This window comes from Streptomyces sp. NBC_01451 (assembly GCF_036227485.1).
In the GTDB taxonomy this organism is placed as follows: Bacteria; Actinomycetota; Actinomycetes; order Streptomycetales; family Streptomycetaceae; genus Streptomyces.
In genome coordinates this window covers 1344689-1367698 of sequence record NZ_CP109479.1, presented here as the reverse complement: position 1 = coordinate 1367698, position 23010 = coordinate 1344689, and the positions used below count along the sequence as shown (strand labels likewise).

Here is a 23010-nt window from a genome sequence, read left to right as displayed (position 1 = left end):
GGCGGAGTTCGGACGCGGAAGGGGCTGGGGTGGAGACGACGGCCGGCGGTGCCGGACAGCTGCTGGCGATCAGTGATCTCCACATCGGCTACCCGGAGAACCGCGCCCTGGTCGAACAGATGCGCCCGGAGACGGACGACGACTGGCTGCTGGTCGCCGGCGACGTGTCGGAGTCGGTGGCCGACATCCGCTGGGTCCTGGAGACCCTCGCCGGCCGGTTCCGCAAGGTGATCTGGGCACCCGGCAACCACGAGCTGTGGACCCACCCCAAGGACCCGGTCACCCTGCGCGGGGTCGCCCGCTACGAACACCTTGTCGACCTGTGCCGTGAGCTGGGTGTGACGTCCCCCGAGGACCCCTACCCCGTGTGGGAAGGCCCCGGCGGCCCCGTCGCCGTCGCGCCGCTCTTCCTCCTCTACGACTACTCCTTCCTGCCGCAGGGCTGCGCGACCAAGGAGGAAGGGCTCGCGTACGCGGAGGGCACGGGCATCGTCTGCACCGACGAGTACCTCCTGCACCCCGACCCCTACCCGACCCGTGAGGCCTGGTGCCGGGCCCGGGTGGCCCGGACGGAACGGCGGCTCGCCGAACTGCCCGAGAACCTGCCGACGGTGCTCGTCAACCACTATCCGCTGGACCGGCATCCGACGGACGTGCTGTGGCACCCCGAGTTCGCCATGTGGTGCGGCACCACGCTGACCGCCGACTGGCACCGCCGGTTCCGCGTCGCGGCCATGGTCTACGGCCATCTGCACATCCCTCGGACCACCTGGCACGAGGGCGTCCGCTTCGAAGAAGTGTCGGTGGGCTACCCCCGCGAATGGCAGAAGCGACCGGGAGACCCGGGAAGGCTGCGCCGCATACTGCCGATGGAGGTCGGATCCGGTGATCGAGGAGCTTCTTCCGGCCACGGTGGTGGCCGTGGAAACGTACGGTGACGAGGCGGCCGACGGAGCGTACGGGGCCGGCGGGCCCGGGGACGCGACGCTGTTCCCCGAGGAGCGGGCGCTCGTGGCCCGGGCGGTGCCCAAACGCGTCCGCGAGTTCACCCTCGTCCGCGCGTGTGCCCGCCGGGCCATGGAGAAGCTCGGTGTGCCGCCGCAGCCCGTGCTGCCCGGTGGGCGCGGCGCCCCGCAGTGGCCGGACGGCCTGGTCGGCAGCATGACCCACTGCGAGGGCTACTGCGCCGCCGCACTGGTCCGCGCCACCGACCTGGCCTCCGTCGGCATCGACGCCGAACCCCACCAGCCGCTGCCCGAAGGCGTCCTCGACTCCGTGGCCCTGCCCACGGAGCAGGCGCACCTGCGCGCACTGACGGCGGACGGCCCCGGCGCGCACGGAAACCGCGTGCACTGGGACCGGCTGCTGTTCAGCGCCAAGGAAGCGGTCTACAAGGCGTGGTTCCCGCTCACCGGCAAGTGGCTGGACTTCAGCGAGGCCGACATCGAGTTCACGACCGGCCCGGGCCCGAACCCGTACGGCACCTTCCGGGCCCGGCTGCTGGTGCCCGGACCGGTCGTCGACGGCCGGGAGCTCGGCTGCTTCGACGGGCGCTGGACGGTGCGGCACGGGCTGTTGGCGACGGCGGTCAGTGTGCCGCACCAGCCTGTCTGAGCAACCGGAAGAACCTCTCCTCATTGCCCGTCAGACCCGCCCCCGCCAGGGCGGCCTCCGCCTCCGCGAGGACGGCGGGCGGCACGACGGGCGGGCGGTGGCTCCCCGGCGGTACGTCGAAGGCTGCGCGGACCGTGTGCAGCAGCCGCAAGTAGGCCTGTACGGCGGTGCGCTCACGGTCGGTCAGTACGGCGGTCGGCATCGGACGGCTCTCCCCATGTCGGCGTCATCTCTGCTCATGCCTGCACCTCCCAGCTTGCCGCCCGCCACTGACAATCCCGCTGCCGCGCACGTCGGTTCGCTCGGTTAGCAGATACGCAACTTCCTCGAAACGCCCTGTGAGAATGGGGTTCTACACTGGGAGGAAGGGGTTTTCGGCCAGGGGCCCGGGGGACAGGAAGCGGGGAGGTGAAGGGTGTGACGGACATCCCGCGTCACGGACCGGCACGCGCCGTACGGCTGCGACCGGTCGCCGACGGCGAACTGGAACTGCGGTACCGCGTCGTGCACGGGTACCGGCGGGCCTTCCGCATGGCGGGCGAGGGCCCCGCGCTGGTGCTCATCCACGGCATCGGGGACTCCTCGGCGACCTGGGCCGAGCTGATCCCCGACCTGGCCCGCAGCCACACCGTGATCGCCCCCGACCTGCTCGGCCACGGCGCCTCCGACAAACCGCGCGCCGACTACTCCGTGGCCGCCTACGCCAACGGCGTGCGCGATCTGCTCACCACCCTCGGCATCGAGTCCGCGACGCTCGTCGGACACTCCCTCGGTGGCGGGGTGGCCATGCAGTTCGCCTACCAGTTCCCCGAGCGCACCGAGCGGCTCATCCTGGTCAGCGCGGGCGGCGTGGGCCGCGAGGTCAACCCGGTCCTGCGGGCGGCCTCACTGCCCGGCGCCCATCTCGCGCTCTCCGCGCTGCGGTTGCCCGGGATGCGGATGCAAGTGGGCCTCGTCGTGCGGCTGATGAAGCTTCTGGACACCGATCTGGGGCAGGACGCGCCCGAGTTGCTGACTCTCGTGGACGCGCTGCCCGACGAGACCTCGCGCAACGCCTTCATCCGTACGTTGCGCGCGGTGGTCGACTGGCGGGGGCAGGTGGTGACCATGCTCGACCGGTGCTATCTCACCGAGGGCATGCCGACGATGCTGCTGTGGGGGGACCGGGACAGCGTGGTGCCGGTGCGGCACGCGTACGGGGCGCACGAGGCGATGCCGGGGAGCCGCCTGGAGATTTTCGAGGGGGCGGGGCATTTCCCGTTCCACAGCGATCCGGCGCGGTTCGTCGCGCTGGTGGAGGAGTTCACCGGGGAGAGCGCCCCGGCCGACTGGAGCCGGGAGCACTGGCGGGAGCTGTTGATCGACGGGCGGCCCGCGCAGGTGATGGAACAGGGGCTGCGGGAGGTCAGCGAGCGCAGTGCGACGTAGTTTCCGGCTGCGGGCGGCGTGCCGTCGTGGGCTGTCGCGCGGTTGCTGCCACCCCTAGAGGCTCCTTCCCTCCCGCACTTCCGCCACCACCGGGGACCGTTGCAGCGCCTGGGACATGCCCACCAGGTCACGGGGGCCCTCGGTCGACGACGGAGGGCCGTCCTCCCCTGCCGCCGCCGCGCTGATCACGCTGCCCTCCGGGTCCGCCGCCCGGGCCCGTAAGGCCGCCGTCACCATGGCCGCGTCCGCCTCGGCCCGGGCTCCCTCGGGGGAGGAGCCCGCGGTGCGGGCCGCGTCGTAGGCCCTTGCCCGGACGGTCGGGTCGAAGTACGGGTACAGGCTGAGCATGCCGTCGTGGATGTCGGACTCCCGTCGGGTGACCTGGAGTTCTGCCGGTGACCACCAGGCGATCCGGACCGCGCGCCCGCCCTGGTCCGACAGGGGGGCGAGCGCCCGCCACAGCGGACTGAGGCGGCGGTACGTCGACCAGGTGCTCCACACGTCCCCGACGCGCTGGAAGGCCAGCGGGATGCAGAAGCCGGCCGCGGTGACGACCTCCGCGGCGGCGGCCATCGCGGGGGCGACGTACGTGCTCAGATAGTCGAGGTTCTCACCGTTCCAGCGGGCGACGACGGCCGTCAGCTTGGTGGCCGCGAAGGCGATGTTGCAGAAGAAGCCGGCCACGATGACGAGCAGACCGACCCGCAGCCAGCCGTGCACCTGCAGCGCCCACGGCCAGCACACCATGTTCATCGCGATGTTCGAGACCGTGAGCGCGACGAGGTACAGCACGATCATCTCGCGGATGAACGGCGTGTTCGCGTAGTGCGTGTCGAAGTCGCGCAGGCGCTGCTCGGGCGCGTCCCCGAGGACGAACAGGGCGGCCGTCGCCACGATCACCACCGCGTACCCGGCGATCCAGCGGCGCGAGGCGCGCCGGGTGGCCTCGGGCGGGCCGCCCCGCCAGTTGATGATCAGCACCAGGCAGGAGGCGCTGAAGGCGCTCAGCAGGCAGTACACGAGCGGCGCCGAGAAGTTCGGGACGCCGGTGACGCGGTTGACCCACCCGATGGTCGGCGGTGCCGCGAAGAGGAACACCAGCACGGACAGCAGGAGCAGCGCGTACACCGACCGCAGGAGCGGGTCGCGCCAGGCGCGCAGCACCGCCCGGCCCTTGAGGAGGAGGACGATCACCATCGCGGCGGACGGCACGTAGTAGCTGGAGTCGTTCACGGCGGGCGCCGCCTCAGCTCTGCGGCCCGCGATAGCCCAGGGAGGCCTCGATCCGGCCCGCGAGCTGGTCGCGCCGGACCGGCTGGCGCGCCGAACCGGCCAGCCACGTACGGCACTTGCTGGCCAGCAGCAGGCCGAAGCTCTCGGCGTCCTGCTCGTCGGCGAGGTCGGAGCGGGTACGGGCGGCCACCTTGCGGACCGTGGCCTGGAGGTCCGCGGTGTCGCTGAGCAGCCGGGCGGCGACCGCCGCGCCCTCGACGTGATGGCCGCAGTGCCCGGCCTGCATGTGCCACAGCTCGTGCCCCAGGATCACCAACTGGTGGTCGGGCGCGGTGCGTTCCTCGACCACGATGAGGTCCTGGTCGGCCATGTCGAGCCACAGCCCGCTGGCCGTACCGGGCGGGAAGGGGGCCGCGCGGAACACGACGGGACGACCGCGGCGTCTGCTCATGGCGTCGCACAGCGCGGCGTAGAGGTCGGCGGGTTCGGCCGGTGCCGGAAGCCTCAGCTCGGTCACCAGCTCGCCGCACAGGCGGCGCATTTCCTTGCCGATGTTCACAGTCATCCCTCGGATCACGACTCCGGCCGCTTGACGCTCTCCAGAAGCATGTCCAGCCACTCGGCGACCTTGTCGCGGTGCTGGTCGGAGGGCAACTGCGCGGCCCGCCAGGCGATTCCGCGGACGCCGTGGTCCTGCAGCAGCCGCTCCAGCGGGTCGCTGGTGGCCTTCGCCGCCTCGCGCTCACGGTCCGCGAGTCGCTGGAGGAGCTCCTGTTCGGAGCGCTGGAGAGCGCCGGCGAGCGCCTCGGGATCCTCCGCGGTGAGGAAACCGGCGTGCACCCTGAAGAAGCGCTGGATGGCGTCGCAGTGCTCCATGGTGGGGCGCCGGTCTCCGTTGATGAGGGCGCCCGCCTGCTGGCGCGACATGCCGGCGCCGTCGGCGATCTCCTGCTGCGTGTACCTGCGGCCGTTCGGCTTGAGGCGGGTGCGGCGCAGCAGACCCAGCCGCTGAAGGAACCGGGCCTGGAGATCGGGTTCGCCGGCGCTCTGTCCGCTCAGCAGAGCCTTGACGACGCTCTCCGGAACCCCGGACGCGGCGGAGAGCCGCCCGGTGTGGAAGACCTCGGCGTGCGACGCGCCGAGCCGGTCCGCGAGTGCGGTGACCCGGACCACGACGGCGGACAGCAGAACCGTCGCCGTGGCGTCCGGAACCTCGTAGCCATCCGTCACCGACAGGTCTCCTACCGTCTTCTGTGTTCTGGCGTCTTCGTGGTGCTTCCGTGGCGTCTTCGTGTACGTCCGCCACGTCTTCGTCCACGGCTTCGCCGTTCGCCGTGAACTGCCCGGAGAGAGTAGCGGGTTGTTCGAACTCACATCCAGCTCTCGCCACATCTGTGGCCAGATTCAGCCGTCAACAGGCATGAAATGCCACGATAGTTGACACGGCTCATCCCAGGGCAGCAGGATCAGGGCGCCGCGTGAAGGCCGCATAGGCAAGAGGGGTGACCTCCCGATGGCATTTCAGGCAGGAGGGCAGCGGCCTGCGCCGCGGCCCGTCCCCGAGGGGCCCGAGGCCCAGGCGTATCTGCGGGACTACGCCACGCTTCTGGAGGCCGTGACCTTTCCGTCCGTCGTCCTCGACCACCGCTGGGACGTGGTCCTCTCCAACACCGCGTTCGAGACACTTTTCCGCGGTGTCGGTCCACATCCCACGGCCATGCCCGGCGACAACTTCCTCCGTTTCGTCCTCTTCCATCCGGATGCGGGCACGGTCCTCGGCGAGCACGAGGCGAGCTGGTGCCTGCCGATGCTCGCGTACTTCGCCGCCGCCGTGGAACTGCACGCCCAGGACCGCGGCCTCCAGTCCATCCGCCGGGACATCGCCCAGGACCCGATCATGGAGGCCGCCTACCGGCAGGGCCTGCCGCACTGGATCCGGGCGGTCGGCGCGGAGGCCTTCCAGCACGACGGGGCCGTACGACCGCTGCTGCACCCCGACCCGCGCTGGGGCGCCACCGAGTGCCGCATCGTGGGCGAGACGCCCAAGTCCCTTGAGGACATGGGCTATACGAGGCTGACGCTGGTGCTCCGCGAGACGCGGCGCCCGGCGGACGCCCCGCGTGGACCACGCCGCCCGCGGCGCTCGGCGAGCCACCTGAGTGTGGTGCCGGCCCCGGAGGCGTGAGACGGGACCTGGCCCCGGAACCGTCGGCGTTCAGGTCGTCGACGGCACCGGGGCCACCGCCCGCTCACCGTCTCAGGCACTGTCCTGCGTCTTGTCCGGAGTCCTGTCCTCGATCCCGTCCGACGGATCCGGGTCCGGACCCGGATCCGGTGTTCCGCGTTTGCCCGCCTGGATCTGCTCGTAGACACGCGTACGGAGCTGGGCGAAGCGCGGGGCGACGCGGGTGTGCAACTGGTCGCGCTCGTCCGGCAGATCGATCCTCAGCTCCTCCTTGACGACGGTCGGGGACGCGGACAGGACGATCACCCGCTCGCCGAGATACACGGCCTCGTCGATGTCGTGCGTGACGAACAGGATCGTGATCCCGCGCTCCCGCCACAGCCCCCGTACGAGATCCTCCAGATCGGCGCGCGTCTGGGCGTCGACCGCGGCGAACGGCTCGTCCATCAGCAGCACGTCGGGCTCGTAGGCGAGCGCGCGGGCGATCGCGACCCGCTGCTGCATACCCCCGGACAACTGCCAGGGGTACGCCCCTGCGGCGTCCGACAGGCCGACCGAGTGCAGCGCGTCCGCGACCAGTTCGCGGCGTCGCTGCCTGGTCAGGTTCTTCTGCCTGAGCGGGAGTTCGACATTGTCGCCGACGCGCATCCAGGGAAGCAGGCTGCGGCCGTACTCCTGGAAGACGAACGCCATCCCGGGCGGCGGCCCGTTCACCGGCCTTCCCGCGAGCGTCACTTGGCCCCCCGTCGGTGCCAACAGCCCGCCCACACACTTCAGCAGCGTCGTCTTGCCGCACCCCGAAGGCCCGACCAGACAGACGAGTTCACCCGACTCGACGCCGAAGGTGAGGTCCCGCAGCGCCTCGACCCGGCGTCCTGAACCCTCGTAGAGCTTGCTGAGGCCGGAAACATCGAGAAGCGCGCCCATGAACCGCCCTTTCGCGTGCACGAGGTTCACCGCGGCCGCCGACGGCACGTCGCCGAGGGCGCCGACGGGCAGGGCGTTCGTCCCGCCTCACGGCAGCAGCTCGTCCAGGTCGGGGGACTGCTTGAACAGACCGTCCGCCTCGCCCAGCTTCTCCAGTGCCTCGATCGAGGCACGGTTCGCCTCGGCCGGCCACTTCGGCAGGGTCACCTTCGCCAGCACGTCCGCCGGGATCTTGGTGTACGTCGTGACGGCCTGGCGGGCCTCGTCCGGGTGGGCGTCGGCGTACGCGAGGGACTCGGCGGTGGCCTCCTGGAACTTCCTCACCAACTCCGGGTTCTTCCGGGCGTACTGGGTCGAGGTGAAGTACATCGCGACGGTGCAGTCCGGTGCGACGTCCACCAGTGGCCAGGCGATCTCACGGCCGCCCTGGCTCTTGACCGTCGCGAGGGCCGGCTCGACCACCTGGGCCGCGTCGATCTGTCCGGCGTCGAGGGCGGCGGGCATCTGGTCGAAGGCGAGCTCGACGAACGTCACCTTGTCCGGGTCGCCGCCCGCCTTGCGCACCGACTCGCGCACCGAGGTCTCGTTGATGTTCTTCAGGGTGTTGACGGCGACCTTCTTGCCTTCGAGGTCCTTCGCCGACCTGATCGGGCTGTCCTTCTTCACGGTGAGGGCGCTGAAGTCCTTGCCCGCCACGCCGGTCGACGCGATGCCGTTGGCGACAGCCTTGACGGGCACGTTGCCGGCCTGGGCGAGCATCAGTGAGGTCACGTTGCTGAAGCCGAACTGGAACTGCCCGCTGACGACACCCGGCACGATTGCCGCGCCGCCCTGCGCGAGGGTCAGGGACAGCTTGAGCCCGCGCTCGCTGAAGAAGCCCTTGCGCTGACCGAGATAGAGGGGTGCGACATCGACGATGGGGATGATGCCGACCTTGAGAGTGGTGGTACCGCCGGACGGCGAGGTGCCCTCCGGCGAACCGGAACCGTCCGACGACCCGCATGCCGTCGCGGTGACGATGAGCGTGACGGCCGTGAGACCGGTGAACAGACGACGCAAGACTCCTCCTGTGGGACCGATCGAGGTACTCCGACAGGTTGTGCCAGGTGGTGGCGAGCTGTGCGCGGACAGCGCGGACGTGCTCAGTCGTTCGCGGTCGTACTCAGTAGTACTCAGTCATGCTCAGTCGTTCTCAGCGGGAACGTAAAGCCCCGGGGATGCATGGTCAATGCTTTTGCCGTGCGAGGTCGCCGTCCCGGTGCGGGGCCGGGACCGGGACGGCGGGAGAGTGGCGCTAGAGGTCGAGGACGAGCCGCGGACCACGGCACCGGGACACACAGATGAGCATCGTCTCGCCCGCCTCCCGCTCCTCGTCCGAGAGCACCGAGTCCCGGTGGTCCGGGGTGCCTTCGAGCACGTCCGTCTCACAGGTGCCGCACGTGCCCTCGGTGCACGAGAAGAGCACCTCGACCCCGGCGCCGCGCACGGCGTCCAGTACGGACACCTCGACGGGCACGGTCAGCGTACGACCGCTGCGCTGCAGAACGACCTCGAACTCGCTGTCCTCGCCGCCCTGTCGGGCCTTCGGCGCGAACCGCTCCACGTGCAGCGCACCGGCCGGGCAGACCGTCTCCACCGCGTCGAGCAGCGCCCCGGGGCCGCAGCAGTAGACGAGGGTGCCTTCCGGCAGCCGCCCGATCTCCGAGTCGAGGTCCAGGAGCCCGGTCTCGTCCTGCGGAGCGAAGGTGACCTTGTCCCCGTAGCGTCCCAACTCCTCGGTGAACGCCATGGAGTCACGGGTGCGCCCGCCGTACAGCAGTGTCCACTCGGCGCCCGCGGCCTCGGCGGCGGCGAGCATCGGCAGGATCGGTGTGATGCCGATACCGCCCGCGACGAAGCGGTAGCGCGGCGCCGGCTTGAGGGCGAAGTGGTTCCGGGGCCCGCGTACCCGCACCTTGTTGCCGGACCCCAACGATTCGTGCACGTACGCCGATCCACCGCGCCCGTCCGGCTCGCGCAGCACCGCGATCCGCCACGCCGACCGGTCGGCGGGATCGCCGCACAGCGAGTACTGCCGCTCCAGCTCCGGCCCGAGCACGACATCGATGTGCGCGCCCGGCTCCCAGCCCGGCAGTTCCTCACCCAGCGGATGCCGCAGGGTGAGCGCCAGCACGCCGTCGGCGGCCGACTCCCGCCGCTCGACGACGAGTTCGGCCTCGTACACGCTCATGAGCTGATTCCTTGCGCCTGGTCCGCCTGCGGCTGATGTCCCTGCGGATGAGCGAGCATCCACTCCCACATCTCGATGGGGTCCTGGGAGTTGTGCTCACGGCCGCAGTGACAGGTGCCGTGCAGGACGTCCGTGCCCGGCAGCCAGGCGATGCGGTAGATCTCGCGGGGTGTTTCGGAGAGGGGCCGGCCGCTCACAGGGCCTTCTCCACGGGCTTGTCGCCCTCCTCGACCAGCCGGGCGAGGATACGGCGGGCGGCGAGACCGCCGGTGTCGATGTTGATGCTCAGCTCCTGGTACCCGGACCGTTCCGAGCCCAGCGTCCGCTGAAGGAGGTTGAGCGCGTCGACGTCCTGCATGACGACGGTGTGGTTGTTGCCCCGCAGGAACTCGGTGACCTCGTCGTCGTCCGTCGCCCAGTCGCGCGAGACCATCCAGAAGTCGTACACCTTCCCGTCGGCCGACGGCGTGATCGCGTACGTGATCTCGGTGTGGAAGCCGTTCGGGTCGCTGCCGTCGGCCTCGGGCAGGACACCCACCGGCGCGATCCGGCTGTGCAGCAGATACAGGCACGGCGCGTGGTATTCGATGTCCTGCCAGCGCGTGATCCGCCCCTCGATGCCGGTCGACCTGGCGTAGAACGGCGGGCACTCGGCGTCGTCCATGTGCCGGCTCACCCGGACGATGCCCGCGCCCTCGTCGACCTCCGTGGTGATCGGCGTCTCGGCGACCTCGGGGGTGCCGATGTAGCCGCCGTGCAGATAGGTCTCGTGGGAGAGGTCGAGGAGGTTGTCGACGAGCAGTCCGTAGTCCGCGTCTATCGGCTCCATGCCCCTGACGGTGACCCAGCCGGGGGAGTCGAGGTGCCGGGCCCGCGGAATGGTGTCGGCGTCGGCGAGGGCCGGGTCGCCGATCCACACCCAGATCAGGGCGTCCTGCTCGACCACCGGGTAGGAGGCGACGCGGGCGGTGCGCGGGATGCGTTTCTGCCCGGGCACGTACACGCACGTACCCGTGGTGTCGTAGGTGAAGCCATGGTAACCGCACACGATCCGGTCGCCGTCCAGTCCGCTCTCGGAGAGCGGGTAGCGCCTGTGCACACAGCGGTCGTGCAGGGCGACGGGCGTCCCCTCGCCCTCGGTGCGGTAGAAGACGAGCGGCTCACCGAGGATCGTGCGGCCGAGCAACTCCCGCCCCACCTCGTGACTGTAGGCGGCGACGTACCACTGGTTCCTGGCGAAGGCGGTCGTGTGCGGCATGGCTGCGGCTCCCGTCGTTGGGTGATGGCGACATCGTCCGGAAGGGCGTCACGGGGGCGCAATACTGCTTCCGCCTCACGGAAGGATCAATGTAAAGGGCGTGGTCAGAGGGTTGGTCCGGATTGTCGGCGTCGTTTGAACCGTGACTCTCTGACGGTGGATCAAACCGGACCTGTCTCGTGGCGTCCATATCGGCCTGATCTTGATTCGAGATCGGGAGGAGAGGGTGATCCAAGTGGAGGACCGGGCAGAGATCCGCAGGCTGCACCGGGCCGAGGAGATGACGATCAGGGCGATCGCCCGGCATCTGGGCATCTCGAAGACACGGTGAAGCGGGAACTGGCCACCGACCGGCCGCCGACGTACTCGCGGCCGCTGAAGGGCTCGGCGGTCGACGCGGTCGACGCGGTCGAGCCGCAGAGGCCGCCTGCCTGCCGGTGGATCCGGTCTCGCGCACGACGTGTCAGCCCGGCGAGCTGGTCCTGCGCGGTCTGTGGTTCCCGCCGGTCCACGTCCCGCTCGGCCATGGCCAGGCCGGACGGCCGCCGGTGCCGGTGCCGGCGTCACCGGCGGTCCTGCCCAGGAGGCGTTTCAGCGTGGGTGACGCGGTGTTCAGGTCGGCCCAGAGGCAGCCGGGTGTCGTGCCGGCCAGGCCCGCCCGCAGGGCGTCCGCAGCGTCCGCGGCGCTGTTGACGCTCAGAACGAGATCGCAGTCCGCGGCGGCCTCCGACTCGCTGTCGGTCTCCTCCACACCCGGGAGTGCCGCGCCCCTGGGGTCGTAGCCGCGCACGTGTACGCCCGCGGCGACCAGGTCGGCCGCGATGGCGCTGCCCGCCTCTCCCAGGCCGAGTACCGCGATCCGCAGGGCCTGCACGGTGGTGGAACTCATGGACCACTCCCCGGAATTGGCAACAATATCGTCGCCAGTCTTCCCTCCGCGTGGGGGAGGCATGGAGAGGAGGCCACGTGCCGGCTGCACGCAAAGTCCCGTCCGGGCCCGCCCAGGTGGTCGAGGCGATCCGGGAGGCGATCCTGAGCGGGGACTATGTACCGGAGCGACGGCTTGTGGAGGCCGATCTGTCGGAGCGGTTCGAGGTCGGTCGCGGGGCCGTGCGCTCCGCCCTGCTCCAGTTGGACAGCGAAGGGCTGGTGGAACGCATCCCGAACCGGGGTGCGCGGGTGAGGGCGGTGTCCCTGGCGGAGGCGATCGAGATCACCGAGGTCCGAATGGTGGTGGAGGCGCTCTGTGCGGCCAAGGCGGCGCAGCGGGCGACCGAGGCGGAGATCGCCGAACTGTGCGAGATGGGCGAGCGGATGGCCGCCGCGGTCGACGCGGGTGCGGTGATGACCTGCTCGGAGCTGAACAATCGACTGCATCGCCGTGTGCTGGAGATGAGCGGACAGGGCATTGCCGAGGGCGTGATCGAGCGGTTGCGCGGTCAGTCGGTGCGGCATCAGTTTCGGCTCGCCGTGCAGCCGGGACGGCCGTCCGTCTCGCTGCCGGAGCATCTCGCGATCATCGATGCCATCTGCAGGCGGAATCCCGAAGCCGCGGAGAGGGCCGTCGGACACCATATCGGGAGCGTGATCGACGCCCTGCGCAGCGCGAACAACTCGCCCTCTTTCCCTGTGAGTTAGGTGCGTCGCCCCTGGTGGAGGGCGTGCGGCCGGAGTTCGGGCATCACTTTCTGCGCGGACCATTGACGCTCCTCGGATGATTGTCAACAATCTGGCTCACCAAATTGGCGACAGGAGCCGTACATGGCCGACCCATCAGTCACGCATCCGACACCTTCGGCCCGGGCCCGCGCTCTCGTCGCGGGGGCCTACGACATCCACGTGCACATCGCTCCCGACCTGATGAAACGACGGGTCGACGATCTGACTCTGGCGTCCCGCTTCGCCGAGGTCGGTCTCGACGGGTTCGTGCTCAAGTCTCATTACGTCCCGACGGCTGAACGGGCCGAGGTGGTACGCCACGCGGTGCCCGGCTTCGCCGCGGTCGGGGCGATCACCCTGAACGCCTCGGTGGGTGGGATGAACCCGATCGCCGTGGAGATCGCCGGCCGTGGCGGGGCACAGTTCGTCTGGCTGCCGACCGTGGACAGCGCCAACGAACGGGCCTGTACGGCGGACAGTCCCGAGGGTGCCACACCGCCCATGTGGGTGCAGCTGCAGAACGAACTGCGGGCCGCGGGCATGACGGCCGACCCGGTGGACGTGCTCGGGCCGGACGGGGCGGTGCTGGAGAGTGCCCGGCAGGTGTTCCGGGTGATCGCCGCGCACGACATGACGCTCGCCACCGGTCATCTCCACTCCGACGAGATCGCGGCCGTCGTGGACGCCGCGGCAGAGGAGGGCGTACGGCGGATCGTCGTTACCCACCCGGAGTTCACCTCCCAGCGCGTGGGGGTGGAGCGTCAGTGTGAACTCGCCGCGAAGGGCGCCCTGTTGGAGCGGTGCTTCACCACGCCGTACACCGGCAAGGTCTCCTGGGAACTGTGGCTGGAGAACATCCGGGCGGTCGGGCCGGAACACTCCGTGCTCTCCAGCGATCTCGGCCAGCCCTTCAACCCGCCGGTGGAGGACGGACTGCCGCTCCTCGCCGACCGGTTGCTCGCCGCCGGGTTCACCGAGGAGGAGGTCCACGTCATGGCCGTGGACAACACCCGCTGGCTCGCCGGCGTTTCCAAGGACCGGCGTGAGCGATGAGCAGTGTTGTGCAAGTCCGGGGGCTGACCAAGCAGTTCGCCAAGGGCGATCTGGGGATCATGGCGCTGCGGGACCTGAGTCTCGGGATCGAGGAGGGCTGTTTCGTCACGGTCCTGGGCCGCAGCGGCTGCGGCAAGTCGACCATGCTGAACATGATGTCCGGGCTCATGCAGCCCACGTCGGGTGACGTGACCTACCGGGGCAAGCCCGTGTCGGGCCCGCGCACCGAGGTCGGCTACATGACCCAGTCCGACACCCTGATGCCCTGGCGCGATGTCGTCCGCAACGTCGAGATGCCCATGGAGATCAAGGGGGTCGACGCGCAGGAGCGCCGCAAACGCGCGATGGATCTCATCGAGCGGGTCGGCCTCAGCGGCTTCGAGCGTCACTACCCCCGCGAGCTGTCCGGCGGTATGCGGCGCCGGGCGAGCCTGGCCCGGATGCTCGCCGGCGGTCCGGAGGTGCTGCTCCTCGACGAACCCTTCGGCGCTCTCGACGCGCAGCTGCGCTCCGTGCTGCAGGCCGAGCTGCTGCGGCTGTGGCAGGACAGCGGGCAGACCGTGGTGTTCGTGACGCACGACATCGAGGAGGCGCTGCTGCTGGGCGACCGGGTCGTGGTGCTCGGCCGGATCGGCCGCGTGGTCCTGGACAAGGAGATCGACCTGCCCAGGCCGCGCGACGCCGACGAGCTGCGGGTGGACCCGCACTTCGTCGCCCTGCACAAGGAGATGTCAGCGGCGCTGCGGGAGGCGCAATGAGCACGGTCGACGAGAAGAAGACGACGGACACGGCCATGAGTACGCGGGAGAGCACGGAGAAGAGCGTCGGTGAGTCGGTGACCGTGCCCCTGAACCGGGGCTGGTGGGACAAGCACGGCGGCGCGGTGATCATCTGGGGTGGCCGGCTGGTCTTCGTCGTGGTCCTGCTGGCCGCCTGGCAGTTGTGCGCGGGCCGTCTGTTCGACGTCACCTTCACCAGTCGGCCGCTCGACGTCATGCGCCGGCTGGCCGAATGGCACCGGGACGGTCTGCTCTGGTCCAACACCTGGGTCACCCTCCAGGAGGTCATGCTCGGGTTCGCCTTCGGCGCCGGGTCCGGTGCGCTCGCCGGGTTCGTCCTGGCCTCCCTGCCGACCTTCTATCGCGTGGTCGACCCGTTCATCGTGGCGCTGTACTCGCTGCCGAAGGTCGCTCTCGCGCCGCTGTTCATCGTCTGGTTCGGCATAGGCCTGCAGATGAAGGTGGTGCTCGCCGCCGTCACGGTGTTCTTCCTGGTCTTCCTCAACACCGCCGTCGGTGTGCGGGAGGTCGACCGTGGGCTGATCGACGCGGTCCGGCTGATGGGCGGACGCCGCCGTGACGTGGTGTGGAAGGTCGTCCTTCCCGGTTCGATGACCGGTCTGCTCACCGGCCTCAAGGTCGCCGTCCCCTACTCCCTGATCGGCGCGGTGATCGGCGAACTGGTCGCGTCCAACCGGGGCTTGGGTTATCTGATCAGCGACGCGGCCGCCAACTACGACACGGCCGGCGTCTTCGCGACGCTCGCCGTGCTGGGAACGATCGCCACGGTCCTGAACCTGGTCGTCGGCGTGCTCGATCGAAGGGCCAACCGCTGGAAGCCTCTGGAGGGCCGCGCATGAACCGTCGTCAACTCGTCAAGGGCGTACTCGCCACCGGCGTGGTCACGCTGACCGGCGCGGGCTGCACCGACGCCGGCGCCACCAAGACCGGCAGGCTCTCCATCGGGCAGGTGAGCACGTCGATCGCGTTCTTCCCGATGTTCGTCGCGACCGAGAAGGGCTACTTCGAGAAGGAGGGCGTCACCTTCGACGAGCCCGCGGTGCTCGGCAACGGCTCCAAGGTGGCCGCCGCGCTGAAGTCCGGCAGCATCGAACTCGGCGGCGGGGTGATGACGGACGTCCTCAAACTGTCGCAGACCGGCGACAACCTCAGCCTCGTCGCGGACATGGTGGACACCTACTACATCGACATCATCACCGGCACGAAGTTCGGGGGAGCGGCGGTCGACGCCTCGCTGGACGAGCGGATCGAGTCCCTGAAGGGCAGGAAGATCGGCATCACCGGGCCGGGCAGCGGAACCGAGGCACTGGTCATCCACCTCTTCAAGAAGGTCGGCCTCGACCCGAAGAAGGACGCCGAACTGGTCAACCTCGGCAGCGAGCCCACCGCGGCGATCGGCGCCCTGAAGGGCGGCCAGGTCGACGCCCTGTCGTTCGCCCAGCCGCTGGCCCAGCAGGCGGAGGGGGACGGCATCGGCATCACGTACATCTCCCCGTGCCGCGGTGACGTCCCCGGTCTGCAGCACGTGTCCCACGGAGTCATGTTCACCACCGCAAGCGTCATGAAGAAGAAGGCCGAGGAGATAGCCGCCTTCCAACGAGCCCTGGTCCGGGCGCGGAAGGACATCCACGGAGGCGACTCCGCGGAGATCAAGAAGCTGCTGGCCGGATACCGCAGCGGCATGCCCGACTCCGCGCTGGAGGCGCTGCTCCCGCTGCTGAAGGAGGAGATCCGGACGACGAACGGCTTCCCGCGCACCTCCTTCGACGCCGCGGTCGCCTTCCACAAGGCATCCGGCCTCATCACGAAGGATCCCGACTACGACGCGCTCGTGCCGTCGAACCTGCGCGAGACGTGAGCGCGGGCGACGCCGACATCGCGGTCGGCGGTGGCGGCAACGCGGCGATCGTCGCCGCGCTGACCGCCGCCGATGCCGGAGCGCGCGTGCTGGTGCAGGAGCGAGCGCCCGTGCACTTCCGCGGTGGCAACAGCCGGCACACCCGCAACATCCGGTGCGCCCACGACACCGGCGACGAGTACACCACCGGCCCCTACCCCTTCGCCGAGCTCCGGGCCGACCTGTGCGGAGTCGGCGAAGTCCCGAGCGACGAACGCCTCGCGGAACTGACGATCCGTCAATCTGCCGACGCGCCGGCCTGGATGAGCGCCCACGGCGCACGCTGGCAGCCCGCCCTCACCGGCACCCTCAACCTGGCCCGCGCCAACCGCTTCTTCCTCGGCGGCGGCAGGGCCCTGCTCAACTCCTACTACCGCACGGCCGAACGGGCCGGGGTGGCGATCGCGTACGACACGAAGGTCACGCACCTGGAGGTCGACGGTGAGATCTGCACGGCGCTCCACACCGACGACGGCCGCCGGGTCCGGGCCTCCTCCGTGATCTGCGCGAGCGGCGGCTTCGAGGCGGACCTCGCCTGGCTGGGCCGGTACTGGGGTGAGGCCGCCGAGGGTTTCCACGTGCGGGGACCGGCGTACAACGACGGTGGCTTCTTCCGGGAGTTGCTGGACGCGGAAGCCCAACAGGCGGGCGAGGAACGGGGGTTCCATGCCGTCGCGGTGGACGCCGCTGCTCGTCCTCGCGGCCTCCGGGATGCTCACCCTGCTGCTGCGGGAGACAGGGGCATTCGGTCCGCTGCCGCTGCTCCATGTGGCCGCGGTCGTGGTCGCGTTCGGGCTCGCGCCGTACACCGGATTCGTCCACGGGATCTTCCGGACGCTGTCCGTCCACCACGACAACCTGGAGCGCTCACATGGGCAACACCGCTGAGGTGGTGGCCGATTACGTCCGAGCCGCCGGGGGCCGGTTCGTCTTCGCCTACCCGGGCGATCCGATCATCGAGCTGATGGAAGCCATGCGCGCCCAGGACGTCGAAGTCGTCCTCGCCGGCCGAGAGGGCACCGCGGTGTTCATGGCCGAGGCGCAGGCGATGGTGACCGGGTTGCCCGGCGTCTGCCTGTCGACACTGGGACCCGGGTCGACGTCGATCGTCAACGGGGTGGCCGCCGCCACCTGGGACCGCGTGCCGCTGCTGGCGATCTCCGGGCAGATCGACGCCGGGCGCGAGGACGTGGTCACCCATCAAGTGGTCGATCACAAACTGCTCTTCTCTCCCGTGACCAAATGGGCGGGCCGGATCGAGCCCAGGTCCGTCGACACGGTGATGCGCAAGGCACTGCGGCTGGCCGTCGCCGAACGACCGGGTGCCGTCCACCTCACCGGCTCCGCCGAGACCTTCGCCGCGCCCGCTCCCGACAACGCCGTCACCCCGCCGCCGCTCGGCGGCGGCGCCGGGGGAGTGCGGGTCCACCGCACGGAGGGCGGCCCGGATCCTACGGCCGTACTGCGCGCCGCCCGGCGTCCGGTACTGCTCGCCGGGGCCGGGGCGACCCGGTGCGGTGCCTCTGATGCGTTGATCCGGCTGGCGGAGCGGGCCGTTGCCCCCGTGGTGGTGTCACCGATGGCCAAAGGGGTGTTCCCCGAGGACCACCCGCTCTTCGCCGGGGTCCTCGACATGGCGTGCAACCAGGTCCTGTGGGACTTCCTGGCAGGCAGCGACCTCGTCGTCGCCGCCGGCTTCGACCCGGTCGAGCTCATCAGGCCCTGGTCCCTGGCCGTACCGGTACTGCACGTGGACACCACCCCCAACACCGACCAGGTCTATCCCAGCGACTGCGAGGTGGTCGGCGACGTCTCGGCGAGCATCGACTGGCTCGCCGACGAGTGGCGGGGCGAGCCCCGATGGGACGAACGGGACGTGGCCGCGCACCGGGACCGGCTGCGCACGGCCTACTACGCGGGGCGGGTCGCCGGTCGTCTCAACCCCACCGACGTCATCGACGTCGTCCGCGCGAGCGCGCCCGCCGAAACCGTCGTCACCTGTGACGTGGGTTCGCACAAGCTCCTCGTGGGCCAGGGCTGGCAGGCCCGCCGGCCCCGGAGCGTTCTGATGAGCAACGGCCTGTCCTCCATGGGTTTCGGGCTTCCCGGGGCGATCGCCGCCCAGATGACACTTGGCGAGGCCCCGGTCGTCGCCCTCATCGGCGACGGTGGCTTCACGATGGCCGCCACCGAACTCCGGCTGGCCGTCGCCCGTCAACTGAGGCTGGCGGTGGTGGTGTTCTGCGACGGCAGCCTCAACCGCATCGAGCTCAAGCAGCGGGCCCTCGGCTACCCGAGCACGGCGACCCGCCTCCACGACATCGATCTGGTCGCCCTCGCGGGATCGATGGGCTGCCACGGCGTACGCGTGTCATCGGCGGCCGGGTTGGAGAAGGCCATGGCCGGACTCACGGGCCCGAGCGGGCCGCTGCTCATCGAGGCACGCATCGATCCGGCCCAGTACGAGGCCCAGTTCTAGGCCGAGAGGAGCCTCCCATGACCGCCGTCGAAGCGGTCGCCCAGTGGAAGAACCCCCTCAGGGTGGACGTACGGCACGCCGCCGTGCGCGCGGTCATGGACTGGGGCGCGGCCATCGTCCCGGGCTCCGAAACGCCGACCGCCCGCACCCTGACCGAGGCGCTCGCCCCGACCGGCGGACCTGCGCGGCCCATTCCTTCCGGACGGACCGCGGACGTGCGGACGGCGGCGCTGCTCAACGGGACCGCCGCTCACGCCGGGAAGCTCGACGACATCTGTCGCGACGCCTTTCATCACCCCGGTGCCCCGATCCTCGCTGCGGCCTTCGCGGTGGCGGCCTCGCCCGCACCCACCTGGAACTCGGCTCCAACTCCCCGACCCTGCTCTGGCACGACGCCGACCTCGACCACGCCCTTCCGCTGGTCGTCCGCGCCGGATACCGCAAGGCCGGGCAGGTGTGCACCTCCGTCCAGCGTCTCCTCGTACACGAGACGATCGCCGACGAGGTCACCGAGCGACTCGCCGCATTGGTCGGTGACCTCGCGTACGGCGATCCGCGCGCGCCCGGCACCCAGGTCGGCCCGTTGATCAGCACCGAGGCGGCCGTGCACGCCGAAACGCTGGTCGCGGTCGCCGTCGGCCACGGGAGCCGCCTGGTCACCGGAGGACGGCGAGCAGGCTCGATGATGGCCCCGGCACTGCTCAGCGGGCTGCCCGAAAGCGCCAGGCTCGCCTCAGAGGAGGCGTTCGCCCCGCTGCTCGCGACCGCCTCCTTCGGCTCCCTCGACGAGGCGGTACGCCTGGCCGACGCCACCCGGTACGGCCTGCGGGCCGGGGTGTTCTGCCAGGACCTCGACATCGCCCTCACCTTCGCCCGCCGCCTGGAGACGGGTGGCGTGGTCATCAACGACACGTCCAGCACGCACCCCGATCCCATGCCGTACGGCGGGGTCAAGGACAGCGGCCAGGGCACCGAGGGACCCGCCTACGCAGTGCGGGACACGACCGAGTCGCGCACCGTCCTGGTCCGGCATCGCAGGGCAGGCCTGTGAATCTCACATGAATCACGTCAGCCACATTGTTAACGGAATCGTTGACTAATTTGATGCTCTCTTGAACCGGAATTGACGTGACCGGTTCACAGCCACCGGCGTGCCCGCGCACAAGGCCATGCCGCCTTCCGAACAGGAGGCCACGTGTTACCACTCCCGAGAAACTCCGTCTCGCCCCGCCCCTTTCGCCGCCCCCGCCGTGCAGCCCTCACCGTCGCCACCGCGGCTCTGGTCGCGGCAGTCCTCTCGACGAGCGACGCCGGACTCGGGTCCGTCGCTCGCACCGACACCGACACCACCACCGTCGCCTACTCCGCCGAGGCCACGGCGGCCTCCGAGACCCTCGCCGCGGTCAACGCGTTCCTGGCCACGCTCAGCAGCACACAGCAGTCGACCGTCCAGGCCTCCCGCACCCAGTCCAACCTCTCCCAGTGGTCCAACCTGCCCGACGGCCTGTTCACGCGCGCGGGTCTGCGCATGGACACGCTCACCTCCACCCAGCGGGCGGCGGTGCTCGCCATCCTGCAGGCGGCGCTCAGCGACGAGGGATACGAGCAGGTCGTCGGCATCACCACCGCCGACGGTGTCCTGCACACCTCCACCGGAAGCGACGACTACGGCTCCGACCACTACTGGATCCGCATCCTGGGCACCCCGTCCTCGACCGGACGGTGGACCGTCCAGTACGGCGGCCACCACCTGGCCGTCAACATCACGCTCACCGGGGACACCATGACCCTGGCCCCGACCCTCTTCGGCGTCCAGCCCGCCACCTACACCCTCAACGGTGTGAGCTACGAGCCGCTGGCCGGCGAGACCGACAAGGCCTTCGCGGTCGTCCAGTCCCTCGACAGCACCCAACTCGCCGCCGCCGTCCTGGACACGGCCGTCACCGAGATCATCCTGGGCGCTGGTCAGGACGGGAAGACCCTGGCCTACGAGGGCGTCCAGGCGTCCACCTTCACCACCGCGCAGCGGACGCTGCTGCTCGACCTGGTCGCCGAGTGGATCAGCCCGCTCAATGACGAACAGGCCGCGTCCAAGCTGGAGTCGGCGGAGGCGAACCTCGGCTCCACGTACTTCGCCTGGTCAGGTTCCACGTCGAGCGACCAGCCGATCTACTACCGCGTCCAGAGTCCCGACTTCACCATCGAGTTCGCCCACCAGCGGAACATGGGCGGCACCAGCCATATCCACGCCATCTACCGTGAGACCGGCAACGACTACGGCGCGGGGGACTGATCCTTGAGCCCTGTCCAACGCCGCCTGGCCCGGTGGACGGTCGGCCTCGTGCTGGCCGCCGCCGGGTCAGGCCTCGCGGCCGCACCGGCCCAGGCCCATCCCACGGACGAGATCGTCCAGCAGGCCTACCTCACCCCCGACGATTCCCGGCTCGACATAGAACTCGCCCTCACACCGGGCGTGCTGGTGGCCCCCGCCTTCGCCGAAGCCCTCGACACCGACGGCGACGGGAAACTCGACGCCGACGAGAGGGCCGCACATGCCCGGCGCGTGATGTCGGCGCTCGGACTGGAGGCCGACGGACATGCCGTCCCGCTGGAGCTGGCCAGGTCCACCTACGCGGACTACGCGCTGCTCGCCTCCGCCGCCGGTGCCGTCACCCTCGACCTCACGGCCACCCTGCCGTCCGGCAGCAGCAGCGTCACCTTCACCAACGCGTACGACCCGCCGGGCAGTTCGGCCACGACCGTGCAGGCGAACGTGCTGGTTCCGGCCGGAGCGCCGGCGGAACCGGCGGACGTCGAACGCGCCGACGAAGGACGCACAATCATCGTTGCGCTCGCCGATTCCCCCGCGTCGGAGACGAGTCCAGCGGGCTCCGAGCAGCAGGTCGCGTCGGGCGGAGGTGCCATGCTCAGCGCCCTGAGCTCCCCGCTCTCCTCGCCCTGGGCCCTGCTGGCCCTGATCGGCACCTGCGCGCTGCTCGGTGCCTTCCACGCCCTCACCCCCGGCCACGGCAAGGCCCTGCTCGCCTCCTACCTGGTGGGCGCCCACAGCACGGCCCGCCAGGCGGTGATCCTCGGCGGCGTCATCACCGTCACGCACACGGCCTCCGTGATCGCTCTCGGCACGGCGGTGCTGGTCGCGGGGCAGTTCATCGTGCCGGGCGTCATGGTGCCGGTGCTGGAGGTGGCCGCCGGGGCGGTGGTGCTGGTCCTGGGGGTACGACTGCTGCGACGGAGATGGCCGCGGCAGAGCGAGGCCGAGCGCACCCACGCGCACGCTCATGCGGGCGCTCACCAGGAAGGACACAGCCATGGGCCCGGCGGGCACCATCATCATCATCCGCTCGTCATGCCCACGACCTTCCGCTCCATCGCCACCATGGGTGTCTCCGGCGGAATCGTCCCCTGTCCCGAGGCGCTCACCGTCCTCCTGCTCGCGATTGGCCTGGGCCGCACAGTGCTCGGTCTCACCATGATCATCGCCTTCAGTGTCGGCCTCGCGGGTGTCCTGGTCGGCCTGGGCCTGATTCTGGTGCAAGCCCGCGAGGGTCTGGAACGCTTCCGGCGCCCGGCGCCGAGCCCGGTGACGCGGTGGCTGCCGACGGCATCCGCCGGTGTGGTGACTGTTCTCGGCCTGACGATCGCGGTCAACGGAGTGGGCGGACTCATGGGATAGGTCACGCGCAGGAATGCGGCATGCCTCGTATACCGGGTGGCCATGACCATGGTCTGTCGGCCGATTCACATCACCGACCTCGAAATCCCCGAGAATCTGTGTCTGATGAGCCCGATGTACTTCATCGGGCAGAAGAACCCCGACCGGGCGAAGCGCTGGTGGATCCACCTCGGCACTGAGGACACCGACAACTCGCTCACAGTGACGTCCAATCTCGCGGCCGCACTGGACAACCTCGGTGCCGACGTGAGTCATCGTATGTACTGGGACGAGGGGCACGGTGCGAACAGTGATGCGGCCGATTTCATCACATGGGTCGCCCAAGGTGGCCGGCTGATATTTCGGCTCAATCAGGGTCAGGGTTTTCCGTCTGTGGACCCGGTCCATAATCCACGGGTAAAACAAAGATTCGCCGGGGTGTAAATCACAGAGCTGCGCGGTGCAATTTATCTCGCCCTGACAACGGTACGGGACGACCTGAAACTCTCTTTCCTTTCGCGTGTGCTGCGAAGGAGTTTTCGGAAGTCCTCCGGAGTCCTTTTTCAAGGAGGCA

General features: G+C 70.0%; 26 protein-coding genes and 1 pseudogene. 17 read left to right on the top strand and 10 right to left on the bottom strand.

Features of this window, described 5'->3' with window-relative positions; all coding sequences use genetic code 11:
• Positions 1-29 precede the first annotated feature (29 nt).
• The gene (locus OG595_RS05945; protein WP_329268597.1) at positions 30-938 is read left to right on the top strand and encodes a metallophosphoesterase family protein; all 909 of its coding nucleotides are present in this window, start codon (positions 30-32) and stop codon (positions 936-938) included.
• Positions 886-1614, top strand: a complete 729-nt coding sequence (locus OG595_RS05940; protein WP_329268596.1) for a 4'-phosphopantetheinyl transferase family protein — start codon at positions 886-888, stop codon at positions 1612-1614. The genes OG595_RS05945 and OG595_RS05940 overlap by 53 nt, the downstream gene beginning before the upstream one ends.
• Here OG595_RS05940 and OG595_RS05935 read toward each other — a convergent pair.
• Positions 1589-1816, bottom strand: coding sequence for a hypothetical protein (locus tag OG595_RS05935; protein ID WP_329268594.1), 228 nt, complete (start codon positions 1814-1816; stop codon positions 1589-1591). The two genes, OG595_RS05940 and OG595_RS05935, sit on opposite strands and share 26 nt — an antisense overlap.
• A gap of 215 nt (positions 1817-2031) precedes the next feature.
• Between OG595_RS05935 and OG595_RS05930 the strand changes: the two genes are divergently transcribed.
• Positions 2032-3042, top strand: coding sequence for an alpha/beta fold hydrolase (locus tag OG595_RS05930; protein ID WP_329268592.1), 1011 nt, complete (start codon positions 2032-2034; stop codon positions 3040-3042).
• A 54-nt stretch (positions 3043-3096) separates the two neighbouring features.
• Here OG595_RS05930 and OG595_RS05925 read toward each other — a convergent pair whose 3' ends face one another.
• From OG595_RS05925 to OG595_RS05915, 3 genes are read right to left on the bottom strand one after another with little or no spacing between them, the layout of a single operon-like run.
• Complete coding sequence (locus OG595_RS05925) at positions 3097-4275, bottom strand: MAB_1171c family putative transporter (protein ID WP_329268589.1); 1179 nt, start codon at positions 4273-4275, stop codon at positions 3097-3099.
• A 13-nt stretch (positions 4276-4288) separates the two neighbouring features.
• Positions 4289-4816, bottom strand: a complete 528-nt coding sequence (locus tag OG595_RS05920) for a toxin-antitoxin system, toxin component (protein ID WP_329282679.1) — start codon at positions 4814-4816, stop codon at positions 4289-4291.
• Between the two features lie 32 nt (positions 4817-4848).
• Complete coding sequence (locus tag OG595_RS05915) at positions 4849-5505, bottom strand: helix-turn-helix domain-containing protein (protein ID WP_329268586.1); 657 nt, start codon at positions 5503-5505, stop codon at positions 4849-4851.
• A 283-nt stretch (positions 5506-5788) separates the two neighbouring features.
• Between OG595_RS05915 and OG595_RS05910 the strand changes: the two genes are divergently transcribed.
• Positions 5789-6460, top strand: a complete 672-nt coding sequence (locus OG595_RS05910; protein WP_329268584.1) for an MmyB family transcriptional regulator — start codon at positions 5789-5791, stop codon at positions 6458-6460.
• 72 nt (positions 6461-6532) lie between these two features.
• Here OG595_RS05910 and OG595_RS05905 read toward each other — a convergent pair whose 3' ends face one another.
• The 5 genes from OG595_RS05905 to OG595_RS05885 form a co-directional block, all read right to left on the bottom strand.
• Positions 6533-7387 carry an ABC transporter ATP-binding protein gene (locus OG595_RS05905; protein ID WP_329268581.1) on the bottom strand — a complete coding sequence of 285 codons (855 nt, stop codon included), beginning with the start codon at positions 7385-7387 and terminating at the stop codon, positions 6533-6535.
• Between the two features lie 87 nt (positions 7388-7474).
• A complete protein-coding gene (locus OG595_RS05900) occupies positions 7475-8446 on the bottom strand; it encodes an ABC transporter substrate-binding protein (protein WP_329268579.1) in 972 nt (323 codons plus the stop codon).
• 235 nt (positions 8447-8681) lie between these two features.
• On the bottom strand, positions 8682-9617 hold the full coding sequence (locus OG595_RS05895; protein WP_329268576.1) for a PDR/VanB family oxidoreductase: 936 nt from the start codon (positions 9615-9617) through the stop codon (positions 8682-8684).
• The gene (locus OG595_RS05890) at positions 9614-9814 is read right to left on the bottom strand and encodes a hypothetical protein (protein WP_329268574.1); all 201 of its coding nucleotides are present in this window, start codon (positions 9812-9814) and stop codon (positions 9614-9616) included. The genes OG595_RS05895 and OG595_RS05890 overlap by 4 nt, the downstream gene beginning before the upstream one ends.
• Complete coding sequence (locus tag OG595_RS05885) at positions 9811-10875, bottom strand: aromatic ring-hydroxylating dioxygenase subunit alpha (protein ID WP_329268572.1); 1065 nt, start codon at positions 10873-10875, stop codon at positions 9811-9813. The genes OG595_RS05890 and OG595_RS05885 overlap by 4 nt, the downstream gene beginning before the upstream one ends.
• Positions 10876-11110: 235 nt before the next feature.
• Between OG595_RS05885 and OG595_RS05880 the strand changes: the two genes are divergently transcribed.
• Positions 11111-11206, top strand: coding sequence for a helix-turn-helix domain-containing protein (locus OG595_RS05880; RefSeq protein ID WP_329268571.1), 96 nt, complete (start codon positions 11111-11113; stop codon positions 11204-11206).
• Between the two features lie 132 nt (positions 11207-11338).
• Here the strand turns inward: OG595_RS05880 and OG595_RS05875 are convergent, their stop codons facing one another.
• On the bottom strand, positions 11339-11827 hold the full coding sequence (locus tag OG595_RS05875; protein ID WP_329268569.1) for an NAD(P)-binding domain-containing protein: 489 nt from the start codon (positions 11825-11827) through the stop codon (positions 11339-11341).
• A gap of 14 nt (positions 11828-11841) precedes the next feature.
• Here OG595_RS05875 and OG595_RS05870 point away from each other — a divergent pair, with 14 nt between their 5' ends.
• The 12 genes and pseudogenes from OG595_RS05870 (at position 11842) to OG595_RS05820 (ending at position 22880) form a co-directional block, all read left to right on the top strand.
• Positions 11842-12513: a GntR family transcriptional regulator gene (locus tag OG595_RS05870; protein WP_329268567.1), complete on the top strand. Its 672-nt coding sequence runs from the start codon at positions 11842-11844 to the stop codon at positions 12511-12513.
• 123 nt (positions 12514-12636) lie between these two features.
• A complete protein-coding gene (locus OG595_RS05865) occupies positions 12637-13587 on the top strand; it encodes a DUF6282 family protein (RefSeq protein ID WP_329268565.1) in 951 nt (316 codons plus the stop codon).
• A complete protein-coding gene (locus OG595_RS05860; protein WP_329268562.1) occupies positions 13584-14345 on the top strand; it encodes an ABC transporter ATP-binding protein in 762 nt (253 codons plus the stop codon). Before OG595_RS05865 ends, OG595_RS05860 begins: the two co-directional genes overlap by 4 nt.
• Positions 14342-15226: an ABC transporter permease gene (locus OG595_RS05855; RefSeq protein ID WP_329268561.1), complete on the top strand. Its 885-nt coding sequence runs from the start codon at positions 14342-14344 to the stop codon at positions 15224-15226. Before OG595_RS05860 ends, OG595_RS05855 begins: the two co-directional genes overlap by 4 nt.
• Positions 15223-16245 carry an ABC transporter substrate-binding protein gene (locus OG595_RS05850; protein ID WP_329268559.1) on the top strand — a complete coding sequence of 341 codons (1023 nt, stop codon included), beginning with the start codon at positions 15223-15225 and terminating at the stop codon, positions 16243-16245. Before OG595_RS05855 ends, OG595_RS05850 begins: the two co-directional genes overlap by 4 nt.
• Positions 16242-17249: an FAD-binding protein gene (locus OG595_RS05845; RefSeq protein WP_329268557.1), complete on the top strand. Its 1008-nt coding sequence runs from the start codon at positions 16242-16244 to the stop codon at positions 17247-17249. Before OG595_RS05850 ends, OG595_RS05845 begins: the two co-directional genes overlap by 4 nt.
• On the top strand, positions 17156-18763 hold the full coding sequence (locus OG595_RS05840; protein WP_329268554.1) for a thiamine pyrophosphate-binding protein: 1608 nt from the start codon (positions 17156-17158) through the stop codon (positions 18761-18763). Before OG595_RS05845 ends, OG595_RS05840 begins: the two co-directional genes overlap by 94 nt.
• A 17-nt stretch (positions 18764-18780) precedes the next feature.
• Positions 18781-19089: pseudogene (locus OG595_RS45315) on the top strand (MmgE/PrpD family protein); the annotation flags it as partial.
• On the top strand, positions 19038-19814 hold the full coding sequence (locus OG595_RS05835; RefSeq protein WP_443073323.1) for an aldehyde dehydrogenase family protein: 777 nt from the start codon (positions 19038-19040) through the stop codon (positions 19812-19814). The pseudogene OG595_RS45315 and the gene OG595_RS05835, both read left to right, overlap by 52 nt.
• 144 nt (positions 19815-19958) lie before the next feature.
• Entirely contained in the window at positions 19959-21056 is a 1098-nt protein-coding gene (locus OG595_RS05830; protein WP_329268549.1) for a DUF3500 domain-containing protein, read from the top strand.
• A gap of 3 nt (positions 21057-21059) precedes the next feature.
• Complete coding sequence (locus OG595_RS05825; protein ID WP_329268546.1) at positions 21060-22457, top strand: nickel/cobalt transporter; 1398 nt, start codon at positions 21060-21062, stop codon at positions 22455-22457.
• A 42-nt stretch (positions 22458-22499) separates the two neighbouring features.
• Positions 22500-22880: a hypothetical protein gene (locus OG595_RS05820; RefSeq protein WP_329268543.1), complete on the top strand. Its 381-nt coding sequence runs from the start codon at positions 22500-22502 to the stop codon at positions 22878-22880.
• The last annotated feature ends 130 nt before the right edge of the window (positions 22881-23010 follow it).